This is a genomic window from Pectobacterium quasiaquaticum (assembly GCF_014946775.2).
Classification (GTDB): domain Bacteria; phylum Pseudomonadota; class Gammaproteobacteria; order Enterobacterales; family Enterobacteriaceae; genus Pectobacterium; species Pectobacterium aquaticum.
Genome location: NZ_CP065177.1, coordinates 4,353,092 through 4,369,849, shown reverse-complemented (window position 1 = coordinate 4,369,849; position 16,758 = coordinate 4,353,092). Strand labels below are relative to the sequence as shown.

General features: G+C 51.5%; 10 protein-coding genes, 1 tRNA gene and 1 pseudogene. 7 read left to right on the top strand and 5 right to left on the bottom strand.

Annotated features, from left to right (window positions below; translation table 11 throughout):
- Positions 1 to 74 precede the first annotated feature (74 nt).
- From IG609_RS19965 to ligB, 4 genes and pseudogenes are all read right to left on the bottom strand, one after another.
- Positions 75 to 803 (bottom strand): annotated as a pseudogene (locus tag IG609_RS19965) (IS1 family transposase).
- A gap of 261 nt (positions 804 to 1,064) precedes the next feature.
- A tRNA-Pro gene (locus IG609_RS19960) sits at positions 1,065 to 1,141 on the bottom strand.
- A 132-nt stretch (positions 1,142 to 1,273) separates the two neighbouring features.
- Positions 1,274 to 2,953 (bottom strand): kdo(2)-lipid A phosphoethanolamine 7''-transferase, encoded by a 1,680-nt coding sequence (gene eptB / locus IG609_RS19955; RefSeq protein WP_193399002.1) that lies wholly within the window; start codon positions 2,951 to 2,953, stop codon positions 1,274 to 1,276.
- A gap of 256 nt (positions 2,954 to 3,209) precedes the next feature.
- Positions 3,210 to 4,901 (bottom strand): NAD-dependent DNA ligase LigB, encoded by a 1,692-nt coding sequence (gene ligB / locus IG609_RS19950; protein WP_193399003.1) that lies wholly within the window; start codon positions 4,899 to 4,901, stop codon positions 3,210 to 3,212.
- 321 nt (positions 4,902 to 5,222) lie between these two features.
- Between ligB and gmk the strand changes: the two genes are divergently transcribed.
- The 7 genes from gmk (at position 5,223) to IG609_RS19915 (ending at position 14,517) form a co-directional block, all read left to right on the top strand.
- Positions 5,223 to 5,846: a guanylate kinase gene (gene gmk, locus IG609_RS19945; protein WP_193399004.1), complete on the top strand. Its 624-nt coding sequence runs from the start codon at positions 5,223 to 5,225 to the stop codon at positions 5,844 to 5,846.
- A gap of 53 nt (positions 5,847 to 5,899) precedes the next feature.
- Positions 5,900 to 6,175: a DNA-directed RNA polymerase subunit omega gene (rpoZ, locus tag IG609_RS19940; protein WP_005968230.1), complete on the top strand. Its 276-nt coding sequence runs from the start codon at positions 5,900 to 5,902 to the stop codon at positions 6,173 to 6,175.
- 18 nt (positions 6,176 to 6,193) lie between these two features.
- Positions 6,194 to 8,293, top strand: coding sequence for a bifunctional GTP diphosphokinase/guanosine-3',5'-bis pyrophosphate 3'-pyrophosphohydrolase (gene spoT / locus IG609_RS19935; RefSeq protein WP_193399005.1), 2,100 nt, complete (start codon positions 6,194 to 6,196; stop codon positions 8,291 to 8,293).
- Between the two features lie 5 nt (positions 8,294 to 8,298).
- A complete protein-coding gene (trmH, locus tag IG609_RS19930; protein WP_193399006.1) occupies positions 8,299 to 8,991 on the top strand; it encodes a tRNA (guanosine(18)-2'-O)-methyltransferase TrmH in 693 nt (230 codons plus the stop codon).
- Positions 8,991 to 11,072 carry an ATP-dependent DNA helicase RecG gene (gene recG, locus IG609_RS19925; protein ID WP_193399055.1) on the top strand — a complete coding sequence of 694 codons (2,082 nt, stop codon included), beginning with the start codon at positions 8,991 to 8,993 and terminating at the stop codon, positions 11,070 to 11,072. Before trmH ends, recG begins: the two co-directional genes overlap by 1 nt.
- Positions 11,073 to 11,278: 206 nt before the next feature.
- The gene (locus IG609_RS19920) at positions 11,279 to 12,667 is read left to right on the top strand and encodes a nucleobase:cation symporter-2 family protein (RefSeq protein WP_193399007.1); all 1,389 of its coding nucleotides are present in this window, start codon (positions 11,279 to 11,281) and stop codon (positions 12,665 to 12,667) included.
- Positions 12,668 to 12,825: 158 nt separating this feature from the next.
- Positions 12,826 to 14,517, top strand: coding sequence for an AsmA family protein (locus IG609_RS19915; RefSeq protein WP_193399008.1), 1,692 nt, complete (start codon positions 12,826 to 12,828; stop codon positions 14,515 to 14,517).
- 279 nt (positions 14,518 to 14,796) lie between these two features.
- Here IG609_RS19915 and IG609_RS19910 read toward each other — a convergent pair whose 3' ends face one another.
- A complete protein-coding gene (locus IG609_RS19910) occupies positions 14,797 to 16,692 on the bottom strand; it encodes a bifunctional metallophosphatase/5'-nucleotidase (protein ID WP_193399009.1) in 1,896 nt (631 codons plus the stop codon).
- Positions 16,693 to 16,758 lie beyond the last annotated feature (66 nt).

The following is a 16,758-nucleotide window of genomic DNA, read 5'->3' as shown; positions in this document are numbered from 1 at the left end:
GTCACCTTCGCGAGAATTAATACCCCCCATTAGTCGAACAAAGGGATGTATCATTGCCTGAAGATTTGTACACTTCACCGTGTGACGAATAATGGGTAATGCCTCCAATTAGTAGAACATATATTTTTCTTTTCGATGAAGGCTCCAATGACTTTTTCGTGGATTTCTATTGAGCGCGAGAAGCAAATCGTTTTGCGAGCCAGCCTCTTGATTCGCGTACGGAGAGTCAGGTTGTTACGCTCAATGCGCTGCGTAAAGATTTTACCCGTCAGATGCTTATCCCTCGGCACCTCTCTGGCATAGCTGCCCCATCACTGGTTATCATGCCAATGCTGAACGGCGTCAAAAGTGCCAGCAACTCCCGACATGTATCATCGGTACGTGGACCGAAGGTGTAGGCCAGTACACCACCGGTTTTGGTGTTGTAAGCGTACCAGAGCCAGTGTTGTCGCGCCTTACTGCCAACGAAGCTCCACTGTTCATTAAATTCACATATGAGTGCCACATCCGCATGGGCAACCGGAGATGACGTTATTCGTTTCGGCGCGAGTTTTTTAACGTGCGAATACGGTGTTAATACCGACGTTGAGTGTCCTTGCCGTATCTCGGACGCCCGCTCCGTTGAAGGCCATTTCGGTAATTTGCTCTTTGACACTGGGCTTACGGGCTTCATAGGTATAAGTGAGGAGGAACACGCGGTAGCAATCGCGGTAGCGAAACCGATCACGGCCTTTAGGGTTCTGCCCATGTCGGTAAACCAGAGCAGACTGACAACGGGGACAATGAACAGTAACGCTGGCCATAAGAAAACCTCAAAAGCGAGCAGTAAACGTCAATTCAACCAATTAGAGTCATTACCGATTTTTGGGAACATTCTGAACTAAAAAAAAGGAAAATATAGCAATACACGACATCAGCAAGCGCCAGGATAAAACCCTATTTTTATAATAGGATTATTATTGAAAGGGCAATTCTTATGAACGAACAGTTTTATAAGCGAATAGTGTGAATAGACGATATCGAACAAGGGAAAAAAATTAAAATGACTTACTGAGGAAGAAAATTGGTCGGCGAGAGAGGATTCGAACCTCCGACCCACTGGTCCCAAACCAGTTGCGCTACCAAGCTGCGCTACTCGCCGAATGCGGGCGCATATTACTGCTACCTTATTAGAGCGTCAATACCTTTTTAGCAAAAGGATTTTCAGTTGCCGTTAAAGTATCCATCTCTTGTATTTACAGCCTGAAACCGACGTCCTTGTCCGTGATTCATGTCAATTAGCGGGTTTCTGGCACCAGTTATTTTTAGGGTTAATACCGCCGTCAGGCGATGTGTATCCCACACATCCAAGAATCGTATCAAACAGCTCTTCATGGCGATGTGTTTTGCCAACGCGCTGCTGAGCCTTCAACTGCTCAAACGCATGCTGGTTATCGGGATCAGCCAGAAACTTATCCGATGTCCATACCATCATCGGTGAACGGAACTGTTCAGGCGGTGCCATCTGACGCGGAGTGCCGTGCAAATGGTAGTTATCATCGATGGATTCACCGTGATCGGAGGCATAAAACACAATCGCTTTCTTATCCCGCACCTGATCGATCACGCTATCAATAAAGCTATCGGTATAGAGCACACTATTATCAAAAGCATTAATCAGTTGCTCACGTGTGCAGGAAGCATCAACGCCCATACACTCTGGCTGATAGCGCGCATAGCTGCGGGGATATCGCATGGAATACAGGTAGTGGGAGCCTTTAGTATGCAGTACAACCAGGTGTTTACCCTTGGGGTAGCGTGCCAGCGATCCCTTGACCTCATCGATCAGCAACATATCCTGCACCGACTTGCCGTCATTGTGTTTCTCTGACGCGATCATTTCGCGGAAAGAATAGTTGTTTGCCTCGATACTATTGTAAAACCATACCTCACTTTGCATAGCAAACAGCTCAGAGGTAAAACCCAGCTCTTTCAGTACGGAAAAGATGTTCCGTTCTTTCAGCGTTCGCTGTGCGTTGTCTTCCGTACCGCCTTCTCGCACAAACATACAGCGCATGGAAAGCTTAGTTGAGGTATCACACGACTGACCACGGAATGCGACCAGGTTTTTTTCTTTTGATAGCTTCGGCGTCGTATCTCGCTCGTAGCCTAACAGCCCCATATGATCCCATCGAGTTGTTTCACCGATAATGAAAACCACGTAGGTATCGTCAATGCCTTTCGGCGGAACATAGGTAAAATGCTGAGCCGGATCAAAAAGATTAGAAGAATCCTGACTCTCGTCATACTTGGTATACGCAAACAACCCTAATGCAGACAACCAGTTGGAAGGAAGATATGAGTGAGCGACTACGCCGCCATAGCTGGGCAAATCCACATTGGATTCTCGTTCGGACACTGACTGAACGTTGTCCATATAGCGAAGTGGCATCCAAACCAGCGCAACAACAGCGGCAAGAACCACAAGAGGAACCAAACGCTTTCCCCGTGATTTAAGCTGTTCAAGCAACGTATGACGCAGCGAATTTTTCCAGATCAAAAACAGCGGCAGCGCACCCACCACCAGCATCCACAGGAAAAAACGAAAGCCAATGACTTCTTTAGAAAGATCAATATCCGTAGTCATGACCGCAGCAATAATGCCATAGCCAATCACAACATTAAAAAATGTCATGTAATAGCTGGCAGCAACAGAAATCAGCACCAAGAGAGAAGCGGCTATCCGATAAAAACGGCGTCCCCCGAGTGAAATAATCCTCATCAGGAAAAAGGTAAATAAGATACTCGCGGTCAATTCGACAAGAGCAGGAATAAACGTGGGAACCTGGCTACCAGCAGAGAGTGAAAAATAATCAAATCGGCGATAATAGACTGAGATATTGAGAAAAAGACCAATATAAATTGCAAGGACAAACGATAATTTGGGTTGCGAAAAAGATGCTACAAACTTCATTATGACAAGTGCTCCAACAAACCTTTCTTATTATCTGAAGCTATACGACAACATCCGTATGCCTGAGTTCAATGTAAATAATCAGACTATCAGGCATTTCTATATCGCAAAAACAGCAAATAGGCGTAGATCTTTAATTCGTAAATCTTACTTATGATTAAGTCGAGAGAACAGAAAAAAATTGTCCTTTCATGTGAATGAATCCACGAAAAAATAAAAGATGTGATCCCAACATGTTCTGAAAAATCATCACCGCTTATCTATGCACGCCTTCGCGATCTAATCGGGTCATTAATTCCATCACGATAGGGTGTTTCAGGAACGCCATAATCTCTTCTGCACGTCGCTCCCCAATACCGGAGAACTGTCGCCACTGTTGCGCCGTCCACTGCTGTAACGCCAGCGAATCCGCATTATCTAATGCGCTAATAGCGGAACGAGGAACAGGAATACCCAAGGCAAGTAGCCAGCGGGATAGTGGCATCTGCCGCGCCGACTGTAAGCTTTCATAGATATCTCGCGCTCGCTTATCGCCCATGCCATTGACCGCATTAAGCTGTACCTCCGTCAGCGATAGCCATGACAGCACATCCTCCAGTAAATCATGTTGCATCAGGCGCAGCCACATCCCTTCACGCACTCCCGCTAGCTTTAAACCGTGATCTCCACTCAACCAGACTAAGCGCGCCAAAAATTGCTGCTGGCAAACTGCGCTATACTGGAAACAGCTAAAAGTATGGAAATCATGTTCGCTGGGGGAGACGATAGCTGGCCGCTCAGTGCTACGCCATACCACATTATCCAGACGTGGAATCCCCTGCCCTGCAAGGCTGATGCTCACCCGATCGCCAGGCAACACGTCCCACTGTTTCCAACGAGACAGCGAGCCCACATTCACCCGGCTGACCGATTTGTCATCCAATTTAAGAGGATTGAGTTTTAATACCACGGCGATCTTACCCGTCCGCCCGACAGAAAACACCACATCAACGACTTCTGCAACCTGATGAACAGGCGGATATTTCCATGCGATCGCCCAGTCGGCTGATGTATTACGCCAATAGCGACCCTGCGGCTCTTTGGTCTGGCGGATAACTACGCCATCCGTCACAAAAGGCAGCGGACCGTGATACCAGTCATGACGCCATTTCTCCGCGTCGGTGAATGACTCAATAGCATGGGTATAGTCCGCCGTCATGGCAAACCCCATTTCCTTCAATTTCTCCAGACGTTCGGGCATCGTCTTTGGGCCATCCGGCCATTCCCAAACAAATAGACCAATCTGCGACAACACAGTCGATGGCTGATGACGACGCATTTCACCGGCCACGACCGAGCGAGCATTAACGCTGCCATGAGTGTGCTGATGATGATCGGTCATCTTCAGGAATAGTTCCCCCTGTAATACCAATGAGGAAGGCGCATCGGTTAATAAATGAGGAATTCCCGGAATCAGGCGCACTTTTTCCGTCCAGTCTTCGCCTTGCAGACCGTTGCCTCGGCTAACCGCGGACTCGAGCTTGCCGTGCTGATAGACGAGCGTAACAGCCACACCATCAACTTTTGGCTGAATCCATAAATCCTCACGCTGTGCGATCCATTGCACCAGTTGCCGACGATCGGACAATTTTTTCAGCCCTGTATGAGCAACAGGATGAGGCTGCTTGCCATTATCGGGTAACCGAGCGGGAATAGCGTTTTGGGGCTGAAAACACCCTAACCACTCGTTTAACTGTTCCCGCAACTGATCATAAACGTCATCTTCTATCGGACTTTTCCCTTCGGTGTAATACACGTTATCCCACTGTTCTAACTGGTGACGCAATACATCAATTTCTTTGCCGGAACGCGTGCTATCCCAATCAGGGCACTCTGCAGCCACGGCAGGGAAATTGCTGATGCCCCCCATGACGATGATGATCAAAAATGTGCGGATCCTGAGCCACATAGAACCTCCTGCCATCCATTAGCGAATGGCCGCAGTACATAGCAACGCAGAGGAAAATACGAGGCGAAAAAAGGAGAAATGCCAAACGTGCCGCAAGATGATTCATCGTTTGCAGCACTGATAAAAAAGACGGGAACGTGCTTCGCAATCTAAAAAAGAAACGTTGGAAAAACGTTTTCCCGATGGCATAACGAAAAAACAGTCAGTGGAGAATTTATCGCAGCGCGACTGATGACATATAGGCGTGTATAATGCGGGGAAATGCGCATTTTTCTGCTGCATGTCACCATTCACCATCGTAACCGTTAATAAAACTTCATTATGGCTCAAGGCACGTTATATATCGTTTCTGCTCCCAGTGGAGCTGGGAAATCCAGCCTGATTCAGGCGTTATTAAAAACTCAGCCGCTTTACGACACTCAGGTATCGATTTCGCATACCACGCGAGCTAAACGACCGGGAGAAAACCACGGCGAACACTATTTCTTCGTCGAAGTCGATGAATTCAAGCGTATGATTCAGAACCGTGAATTTCTGGAACACGCTGAGGTCTTCGGTAATTACTACGGTACATCTCGGCCAGCAATTGAGCAGGTATTAGCGACTGGCGTTGATGTTTTTCTGGATATCGACTGGCAAGGTGCCAAGCAAATCCGCGCCCAAATGCCGCACGCGCGCAGTATTTTCATTCTGCCGCCGTCAAAAGAAGAACTGGCTCGCCGCCTGCGTGGCCGTGGACAGGACAGCGATGAAGTCATTGCCCGTCGTATGTCTCAGGCCGTAGCTGAAATGACGCACTACGGCGAGTATGATTACCTGATTGTGAATGATGATTTTGATCTGGCGCTGCTCGATCTCAAAACCATTATTCGCGCCGAACGTCTGCGTTTGAGCAGACAACAGGTTCGGCATGATGCATTAATCACCAAACTATTGGCAGACTGACGCCTCTTTCAGTATGATGCCCAGTCATTTTATTTCCTGTGGAGTAGCACATTATGGCACGCGTAACTGTTCAAGACGCTGTAGAGAAAATTGGTAACCGTTTTGATCTGGTGTTGGTCGCTGCTCGTCGCGCCCGTCAAATCCAGACTGGCGGCAAAGATCCGCTGGTTCCTGAAGAAAACGATAAGTACACCGTGATCGCACTGCGTGAAATCGAAGAAGGTCTGATCAACAACCAGATTCTGGATGTTCGTGACCGTCAGGAACAGCAAGAGCAGGAAGCCGCAGAGATTCAGGCGGTTACCGCGATTGCTGAAGGCCGTCGTTAATCACACCACGAGTCGCCCTTGTACATTTTCGAAAGCCTTAATCTGCTGATTCAACGTTATCTGCCAGAAGATCAGATCAAACGTTTACAGCAGGCTTACTTAGTTGCACGTGATGCTCACGAGGGGCAGACTCGCTCCAGCGGTGAACCCTACATCACACACCCTGTTGCCGTCGCCTGTATTTTGGCGGAGATGCGTCTCGATTACGAAACGCTGATGGCAGCACTGCTGCATGATGTCATAGAAGACACACCCGCCACCTATCAGGACATGGAACAGCTTTTCGGTAAAAGCGTTGCTGAACTGGTAGAGGGCGTGTCCAAGCTGGACAAGCTGAAGTTCCGCGATAAGAAAGAAGCGCAGGCTGAAAACTTTCGCAAAATGATCATGGCAATGGTGCAGGATATTCGCGTCATCCTGATCAAACTCGCAGACCGTACCCATAACATGCGCACGCTGGGCTCATTGCGCCCTGACAAGCGCCGCCGCATTGCCCGCGAAACGCTGGAAATATACAGCCCGCTGGCACACCGGTTGGGTATCCATCACCTCAAAACCGAGCTGGAAGAGCTGGGTTTTGAGGCGCTGTATCCGAACCGTTATCGCGTCATTAAAGAAGTCGTCAAGGCTGCTCGTGGTAACCGCAAGGAAATGATTCAGAAAATCCTGTCGGAAATCGAAGGACGTTTGACTGAAGCTGGGATTGCCTGCCGCGTGAGCGGTCGCGAAAAACACCTGTACTCCATCTACTGCAAAATGCACCTGAAAGAGCAGCGTTTTCATTCCATCATGGATATTTACGCGTTTCGGGTCATCGTGAAAGAACAGGATACCTGTTATCGCGTGCTAGGCCAGGTTCACAGCCTGTATAAACCCCGCCCAGGCAGAGTAAAAGACTATATTGCCATTCCCAAAGCCAACGGCTATCAGTCACTGCATACTTCTCTAATTGGCCCGCACGGCGTGCCAGTTGAAGTGCAGATTCGCACCGATGATATGGATCAAATGGCGGAAATGGGTGTCGCTGCACACTGGGCCTATAAAGAAGGTGAAAGCAGCACTACCGCACAGGTACGCGCCCAGCGCTGGATGCAAAGCCTGCTAGAACTCCAGCAAAGTGCCGGTAGCTCGTTTGAATTTATCGAAAGTGTTAAGTCCGATCTCTTCCCTGACGAGATGTACGTCTTTACACCAGAAGGCCGTATTGTGGAACTCCCCGCAGGTGCGACGCCCGTCGACTTCGCCTACGCAGTACACACCGATATTGGCCACGCCTGCGTCGGCGCCCGCGTCGACCGCCAGCCTTACCCGCTGTCACAGTCGCTAACCAGCGGTCAAACCGTTGAAATCATTACCGCTCCCGGCGCCAGACCGAATGCCGCATGGCTTAACTTTGTGGTTAGCTCCAGAGCGCGCTCCAAAATTCGCCAGATGCTGAAAAACCTCAAGCGTGATGATTCCGTTAGTCTCGGACGCCGTTTGCTGAACCACGCATTAGGCAATGGCCGCAAACTCTCCGACATCCCTGAAAAGTCGCTTCAGCTTGAGCTTGAGCGCATGAAGCTCGCCACGCTGGACGATCTGATGGCGGAAATTGGCATGGGTAATGCTATGAGCGTCGTTGTAGCGAAAAATCTGCTGAACGAACAATCTGAACTGGGCACAACTGGGCTGCGCAAGTTGCCGATCAAGGGCGCAGATGGCGTCATGATCTCATTTGCCAAATGCTGCCGCCCCATCCCTGGTGACCCGATTATTGCCCACGTCAGCCCCGGTAAAGGGCTGGTTATTCACCATGAATCCTGCCGCAACATTCGCGGCTATCAGAAAGAACCTGAAAAATTCATGGCGGTAGAGTGGGATAAGGTGACGGAACAAGAGTTCATCGCCGAAATCAAAGTGGATATGTTCAACCATCAGGGTGCACTGGCGAATCTGACTGCCGCGATCAACACTGCAAACTCCAATATTCAGCGCATCAACACGGAAGAGAGAGACGGCCGCGTATACAGCGTCTTCATCCGTCTCACCACCCTCGATCGTGTTCATCTGGCCAATATTATGCGTAAAATTCGCGTGATGCCGGATGTCATCAAAGTTAACCGTAACCGAAATTAACCGTCATGACTCCTCAACGTTATGCACGCATAAAAGAAATGCTCAACTGTCGTCAGCCCGATCTGACGATTTGCATGGAGCAGGTGCATAAGCCTCATAACGTTTCTGCGGTTATTCGCACTGCGGATGCCGTCGGTGTGCATGAAGTCCATGCGATTTGGCCCACCAGCCGGATGAAAACGCTGGTCTCCTCCGCCGCAGGCAGCAATAGCTGGGTGCAGGTTAAAACCCATCGCAGCATAGGTGATGCGGTTGGTCACCTGAAGGCCGAAGGCATGCAGGTTCTGGCGACCAATTTGTCTGAACACGCGGTCGATTTTCGGGAAATTGATTACACCCGCCCGACCTGTATTCTGCTTGGACAAGAAAAAACTGGTATTACAGCCGAAGCGCTCAAACTGGCCGATCGGGATATCATCATTCCGATGACTGGCATGGTACAGTCACTGAATGTCTCCGTAGCCTCGGCGTTGATCCTGTATGAAGCGCAGCGCCAACGCCAGATCGCCGGTATGTACCAGCGTGAAGACAGCCCGCTTGATGAAGAAGAGCAGCAGCGCCTGCTTTTTGAAGGGGGCTACCCGGTACTGGCTCGCGTCGCAAAACGTAAAGGGCTTCCTCGCCCTTATATTGACCATCAGGGTCAGATTGTAGCGGATACCCCGTGGTGGGCCGCGATGCAATCGTCGGAGTGCTGATGAAAGGCCGCCTGCTGAACACCCAACCGCTGAGTACACTTACCGGCGTGGGTACAAGTCAGGCAACGAAACTCGCGCGACTCGGACTGGAAACCGTGCAGGATCTCCTGCTGCATTTACCCCTGCGCTACGAAGACCGCACGCATCTTTATCCTATTGGTGACCTCCTCCCCGGTATGTATGCCACTGTGGAAGGTGAAATCCTACGCAACGACATTACCTTTGGCAGCCGTCGCATGTTGACCTGCCAAATCAGCGACGGCAGCGGTATGTTGACCATGCGCTTCTTCAATTTCAGCGCCGCGATGAAGAACAGCCTCGCACCGGGACAGCGCGTTACCGCTTATGGCGAAATCAAGCGTGGCAAAATCGGCGCGGAAATCATCCATCCTGAATATCGTGTTCAGGGAGATAGTACGCAGGTCGAATTACAAGAATCGCTCACGCCAGTTTATCCCTCCACAGAGGGCGTTCGTCAGGCCACGCTCCGCAAACTTACCGATCAGGCTCTGGCGTTGCTCGATGCAAACCCCATCGATGAGCTGCTGCCTGAATCCCTGAGCCGATCGCTCATTAGTCTGCCGGATGCACTACGCACGTTACATCGTCCTCCGCCGGATATGCAGCTCAGCGAGCTTGAACACGGGAAACACCCTGCACAGCAGCGGCTGATTATGGAAGAACTGCTGGCGCATAACCTGAGTATGCTCGCCGTAAGAGCAGGGGAGCAGCGGCATAAAGCCTCGCCGCTACAGGCGCAAGACGGCTTGAAGCAACGTCTGCTTGATGCCCTGCCGTTCAAACCCACGCAGGCACAAGAGCGTGTTGTGGCGGAGATTGAAGCAGATATGGCGAAAGATTTCCCGATGATGCGTCTGGTACAGGGCGATGTCGGTTCAGGGAAAACGCTGGTTGCCGCGCTGGCAGCATTACGCGCCATTGCCAACGGCAAACAGGTCGCGCTGATGGCACCAACCGAGCTATTGGCCGAACAGCACGCCCATAATTTCCGTCAGTGGTTTGAACCGCTAGGGCTTGAAGTGGGCTGGCTGGCTGGCAAACAAAAAGGGAAAGCGCGTCAGGCGCAGCAGGATGCCATCGCCAGCGGTCAGGTTTCCATGGTTGTCGGGACGCATGCTATTTTCCAACAGCAGGTTAAATTCAACGGGCTGGCATTGGTCATTATTGATGAACAGCACCGCTTTGGCGTGCATCAACGCCTTGCGCTGTGGGAAAAAGGCGAAGAACAAGGCTTTCATCCTCATCAATTGATTATGACCGCCACACCAATTCCCCGTACGCTGGCGATGACGGCCTATGCCGATCTGGATACGTCCGTCATTGATGAACTGCCGCCGGGCAGAACCCCCGTCACCACCGTCGCCATACCCGATTCACGCCGCTGCGACATTATCGAGCGCGTGAATAATGCCTGTCAGCAGGAAGGGCGACAGGCCTATTGGGTGTGTACGCTGATCGAAGAATCTGACCTGCTGGAAGCGCAGGCAGCAGAAGCCACCAGCGAAGAGTTGAAGGCTGCTCTGCCGAACCTTAAGGTTGGATTGGTTCACGGCCGCATGAAAGCACAGGAAAAGCAGGCAGTGATGCAGGCCTTCAAACAGGGCGAACTGCAACTGCTGGTGGCGACCACCGTCATCGAGGTCGGTGTGGATGTCCCCAATGCCAGCCTGATGATCATTGAAAACCCGGAGCGTCTGGGCCTGGCACAGCTACACCAGTTGCGCGGGCGCGTCGGACGGGGGGCGGTGGCGTCTCACTGCGTGTTGCTCTACAAAACGCCGATGAGCAAGACCGCACAAAAACGGCTTCAGGTTCTACGCGACAGCAGCGATGGCTTTGTCATCGCGCAGCGCGATCTGGAAATCCGCGGGCCGGGTGAATTATTAGGTACGCGCCAGACGGGCAATGCCGAGTTTAAAGTAGCCGACCTACTGCGCGATCAGGAACTGATCCCACAGGTGCAGCGCGTTGCGCGCCATCTTCATGAGCACTATCCCGAGCATGCCGTTGCACTAATCGAACGCTGGCTACCCGAGCGCGCACGCTATACCAATGCCTAACCACTGCAGCGTATTCTTCATTTTTACTAAACCCTCGCCGGCAACGCATAGGCAGCGTGAAGTATGATGGGCATATCACCTTAAATAATAAGGCCTTGTTCATCAGACAACATTCATATCGAAAAGATGAGTTAGCAAACGTTTGCTTTCAACAAAGAGATCATTAAAATGCGCTCTTTGTCGTTTCAGGAACGCCAACTTACATCATGACTACCACCACGGAAACGTCCCAAACACAAGCCGCTGCCGCACCTCAGCGCAGTGAACTCATCTATCGCCTTGAAGACAGGCCGCCGCTGCCGCAAACGTTGTTTGCCGCCAGTCAGCACCTGCTTGCCATGTTTGTTGCGGTGATTACCCCCGCGCTACTGATCTGTCAGGCATTAGGTTTACCCGCTCAGGATACGCAGCGCATTATCAGCATGTCGCTTTTCGCTTCCGGTCTGGCTTCTATTCTCCAAATTAAAACCTGGGGCCCTGTCGGTTCTGGTCTACTGTCAATTCAGGGCACCAGCTTTAACTTCGTGACGCCGCTGATTATGGGCGGACTGGCGCTGAAAAACGGCGGCGCGGATGTTCCCACGATGATGGCAGCGCTGTTCGGTACGTTGATGGTCGCTTCCTTCACCGAAATCATTCTTTCACGCTTCCTGCATTTAACCCGTCGCATCATTACCCCGCTGGTTTCCGGCATTGTGGTGATGATCATTGGTCTGTCGCTGATTCAGGTCGGCCTGACCTCCATCGGCGGCGGCTATGCCGCAATGGGTAATAACACCTTCGGCGCGCCCAAGAACTTACTATTAGCGGGAGCGGTGTTGCTGGTTATTATTCTGCTTAACCGCCAGCGTAACCCTTACCTACGCGTCGCCTCGCTAGTGATTGCCATGGCGGTGGGTTATCTGGGTGCCTGGTTGATGGGAATGCTGCCGGAAAATGCGCCTGCTCAAAACGACACAGTTATTATGGTGCCCACGCCGCTGTATTATGGTTTAGGCTTTGATTGGAACCTGTTGATTCCGCTGATGCTGGTCTTCATGGTGACATCGTTAGAAACCATCGGCGACATCACCGCGACCTCCGACGTTTCAGAGCAGCCGGTCAGGGGCCCGCTGTACATGAAACGCTTAAAAGGCGGCGTGCTGGCAAATGGCCTGAACTCTTGCCTTTCTGCCGTATTCAACACCTTCCCAAACTCTTGCTTCGGCCAGAATAATGGCGTCATCCAGCTTACCGGGGTTGCCAGCCGCTATGTGGGTTTTGTGGTTTCGCTGATGCTGATCGCACTGGGGCTGTTCCCTGCCGTTAGCGGATTTGTGCAGCATATTCCAGAGCCGGTTCTGGGCGGTGCCACTATCGTGATGTTTGGTACGATCGCCGCTTCTGGTGTGCGCATTGTGTCCCGTGAGCCGCTGAATCGTCGTGCGATCATGATTATTGCGCTGTCACTGGCTGTTGGTCTTGGCGTATCGCAGCAGCCGCTGATTCTGCAGTTCGCACCGGATTGGATTAAAACATTACTGTCTTCCGGTATCGCCGCTGGCGGGATTACGGCAATCGTGCTGAATATTGTCTTCCCACACGAAGAAAAATAGCGCCAGCCCGCAATAATTTCAGTTCAGTTCATGTAAAAAGCGAGCGGTGATGCAACACTGCTCGCTTTTTACTGTCTGTAACAGCATTACCTATTGAGCCTTCAGGGAAATTGCGGCATAAGAACAGTTCTCCCTGACGATTGGCATGGACTGACACGATGAAATTTATCGGGAAATTATTGCTGACTCTACTGCTGCTGGCCTTTTTAGCGCTGGTGGTCGTATATGTATTACTGCAAACCAGTTGGGCGGCAGGCTGGATAAGTAATTGGGTAAACCAGAATACTGACTACCAGTTGTCACTGGGCAAAATTAATCATGACTGGTCAACAGCCGATCATATCCAACTCACCGATGTCAGTTTTGGTCAGAAAAATCAGCCGCCGACACTCACTGCAAAGCAGATTTCAGTTGGATTTAGCGCCCGTCAAATTACCGAGCCGCACCATTTCGCCAGTCTTGAACTGGAAGGCGGAACGCTCAATCTTTCCTCTCAGGCGGCGACACTCCCTATCGAGGCCGATGTGCTACAGCTGCGTACCATGGCGCTGCAGGCAAAGGACGGCAATTGGCATCTGAATGGTCAACAGATTAACGGTGGAATAACGCCGTGGAAGCCCGAGGCAGGCTATCTGCTGGGTAAACAGGGACAGTTCCAGCTCAGCGCCCGTTCACTCGAACTCAACGATATTCCCGCCAGTCAGGTATTGGTTCAGGGTGAAATCAACCACAACCAGCTGATTCTGAGCAATTTCGGCGCGGATGTCGCTCAAGGGCAGCTAACAGGCAATGCCAGCCGCGCAGAAGACGGCAGTTGGCAGATCGGTAGCCTGCGGCTCAGCAATGTCCGTTTGCAAACGCAGAGAACACCGGAGGCCTTCTGGCAACCCGTTACCGAACTGCCTTCTGTTACGGTTGACCGCTTTGATCTGATTGATGCCCGTATCGAAGGGCCGGGTTGGGCGTTTATCGACCTTGATGTTGCCCTGCAAAATGTCACGTTTAAGCAGAATGACTGGCAGAGCGAAGGGGGAACGCTGTCGTTCAATGCGACTGACATTGTAAACGGCAACATGCACCTTATAGACCCTATCGTAAATCTGGATTTGTCGCCGACGGGCGTTAACATCAAGCAGTTTTCTACGCGCTGGGAAGGCGGCTTACTGCGAACCAACGGCAGTTGGCAGCGTAGTAACCACCGTTTACAACTGAATGAATTTGTTGTGGCAGGGATGGAGTACACGCTCCCCAGCGATTGGCGTCAGCGCTGGCAAGCGACCCTGCCATCATGGCTGGCAGAAGTGAATGTGCGAAAATTTACGGCGAACCGCAATCTGCTGATCGATATTAACCCAGACTTCCCCTTCCAGCTAACCGCATTGGATGGCTACGGCAGCGATTTGCGGTTGGCTCACAACCACCAGTGGGGAATGTGGGCAGGATCGTTGAATCTTAATGCCAGCGACGCAACGTTTAATAAAGTCGATGTGCGCCGTCCTTCCATGGCACTGGTAGCCGACGATAATCAGATCGCCATTAACGAACTCAGCGCGTTTACGCAAAATGGCATGCTGGATGCCAAGGCAACGATCAACCAGCAACCGGCACGCAATTTTACCCTGTCACTGACAGGACGCGCCGTACCGCTGGATGTTCTGACACGCTGGGGATGGCCAGAACCCGCAACCGCACCGACGGGTAACACGAATCTGCAATTGCAGTTGAATGGGCGGCTTGTTGCCGATACTCCGCTGAAGCCGACGCTAAACGGTACACTACAGGGTGTGGATAGCAACGACCATCCGATAAGGCAACAAATGCATCAGGGAACCGTGACAGAAACGCCATAATTATTACGTTTTCAAAATACGGGGCTAGACCGCTGACAAATCTATTTACCAAATGGAAACGGGAGTAACGGAATAAAAGAGTAAAGCGTCGCGCCAAGGACAAAAGCGTCAGGAACGCTTTTGAACGTCGCTTGCGACGGCCCTGAAAGACTGAATTTCAGGGATGAGATTCATATCTGCGCAAGCCGAGCTTACATGGACGAACTTGCAGCGTCTTTACGATCTATCCATTATTACCGCTGTACTTTGTCTACTGCCCAGATTCCCGCAAGGTGTCGGTTAGTTAATGGCCGCGATAATCGTCAGTTGATCGTTCAGCCGCTGTTTGGTCAACGCGTTGGTGGCGCTGTCGCGCTGTTGCGTCAATTCCGCTACGCGTTTCTCCTTCTGCGCGGCATCCGGCAGTAGCAGCGATTTTACGTTGATGGATTGCACGTTGCTGTAGCGACCGTCGTCTGACGTCGGCACGCTGATTTTTCCGCTGTTGAGCAGCGATTCGATAATGCGGCGTTCGCGCTCATAGCCCTGCAATCCCGCCAGTTTCCAGCGCTGCGGCACCGTACCCTCGTATTGGCCTTTTTTCACCTCGGTCAGATAGCGGATGGTTAGGTTACGAATCGTACCCGCCTCTTCGCCATATTCCGCTTTGGTGTCTGACAGCACTGGGAACTGCATGCCTTCCAGCACGCCGCCTTTCTGCGTCAGGTGGCCCATGCGGTAGCTGTTCATGCCCAGACGAATCGGCATGTCGTCGGTAACTGGCGTGCCGTTATTCATTTTCAGGTCGGTGATGCGCTGCCCGGCGGGTTTCGTCAGGTCGATGGTGTACGTCACGCCGTCGAAGAAATCATTGGTGGAATACTTGGACGCGCGGCGCTGCGGATTGAAGCTGTAAGTCACATCGCCGTCCTGCAACTGGTTGAAGTAACCCGCAGACCATTCCATGTATTTCTTCAGTTCTTTTCCGGTGAGCTGATAAACCGTGATTTCACCGCCAGCATATTGATAGTTAAAGGCAATATCCTTGGCGGAGATGGTGCCGACGTTCAGCTTGGGCCGATCGTTATCAATTTGCAGCGCGATGACCTGCGCTTTAGGGGCGTAATGGCGGCTGGCTTCCTGGAACAGGGCGCTGATACCGGTGTCCTGCACGTGTACCTGAGGAATGCCTTTCACGGCATCTTGCGGCACCAGATCGTGCCCGAGGAGCTGCGCAATCGGACGGTTGGCGTTGGCGCGCAGGGTATTGTGATAAGGCTCGTAGATGTCTTCCATCTTGCGGTCAGAATCCACGTCCTTAATCGAATAGGTATAGCTGTCCTTATTGATTAGCACGTATTTGCCGTTCTGCTGCTCAAACTGCAAATCGATGCGCGACAGTGCACGACCATATCTGTCCGGTTCGGTGACAATCACGCCATTAATCACCTCTTTGTCCACTTTTATGTGCATATGGCCCGCGACAATAGCGGCTAATTCAGGGTTAGCGCGCGCGATATCACCGACGCCAGTGCCCGGCCGTTGGTTCTCGTTATCGATGCCCATATGGGCGACCAGCACGATGGCGTCGACCTTATCGTGAATTTGCTGGATCACGGTTTTTACCGCCCCGACAGGGTCAGTAAAGTTCAGCCCTTTCACGCGGTCAGTGCCTTTGGCGAATTCTGCGGTCATCGGCGTATCCATGCCGATGATGCCAATCTTCACGCCCTGCCGTTCGACAATTTTATAGGCGGGTAAGTAAGGTTTACCGCTCTCCCAAAAAATGTTGCCTGCCAGCGCGGTGCCTTTGAACTGGTCAAGCGAGGTGGAAAGCACGTTCAGCCCGAAATCGAACTCGTGGTTGCCCAGCACCCAGACGTCATAATTCAGGGCATTAAAACCGAGGATCATCGGGCTGTTTTTGTCATTCTTAAAGGTTTCGACAAAGTTGCCCTGAATGGTATCGCCCGCATCAACCAGAATCACATTCGGCTGCTGCGCACGAACCTTATGCACCTGTGTGGCGATCTGGCTTAGGCTACCAGCCATGTTGGCGGTGTCGGTGGCGTAATCCCAGGGAACAAAGGTGCCATGCAGATCGGATGTCCCCAGAATCGTAATATTGACGGGTTCTTGCGCGGCCATAGCAGAAGTGCTCAAACAAAGCAGAAGTGACAGAAGCGTTTTTTTCATTATGTCATCTTAGTGTCATAAAAGGTGATGCGCGGAATTATGCGATTTGCTTCTCATTAGTGCCAC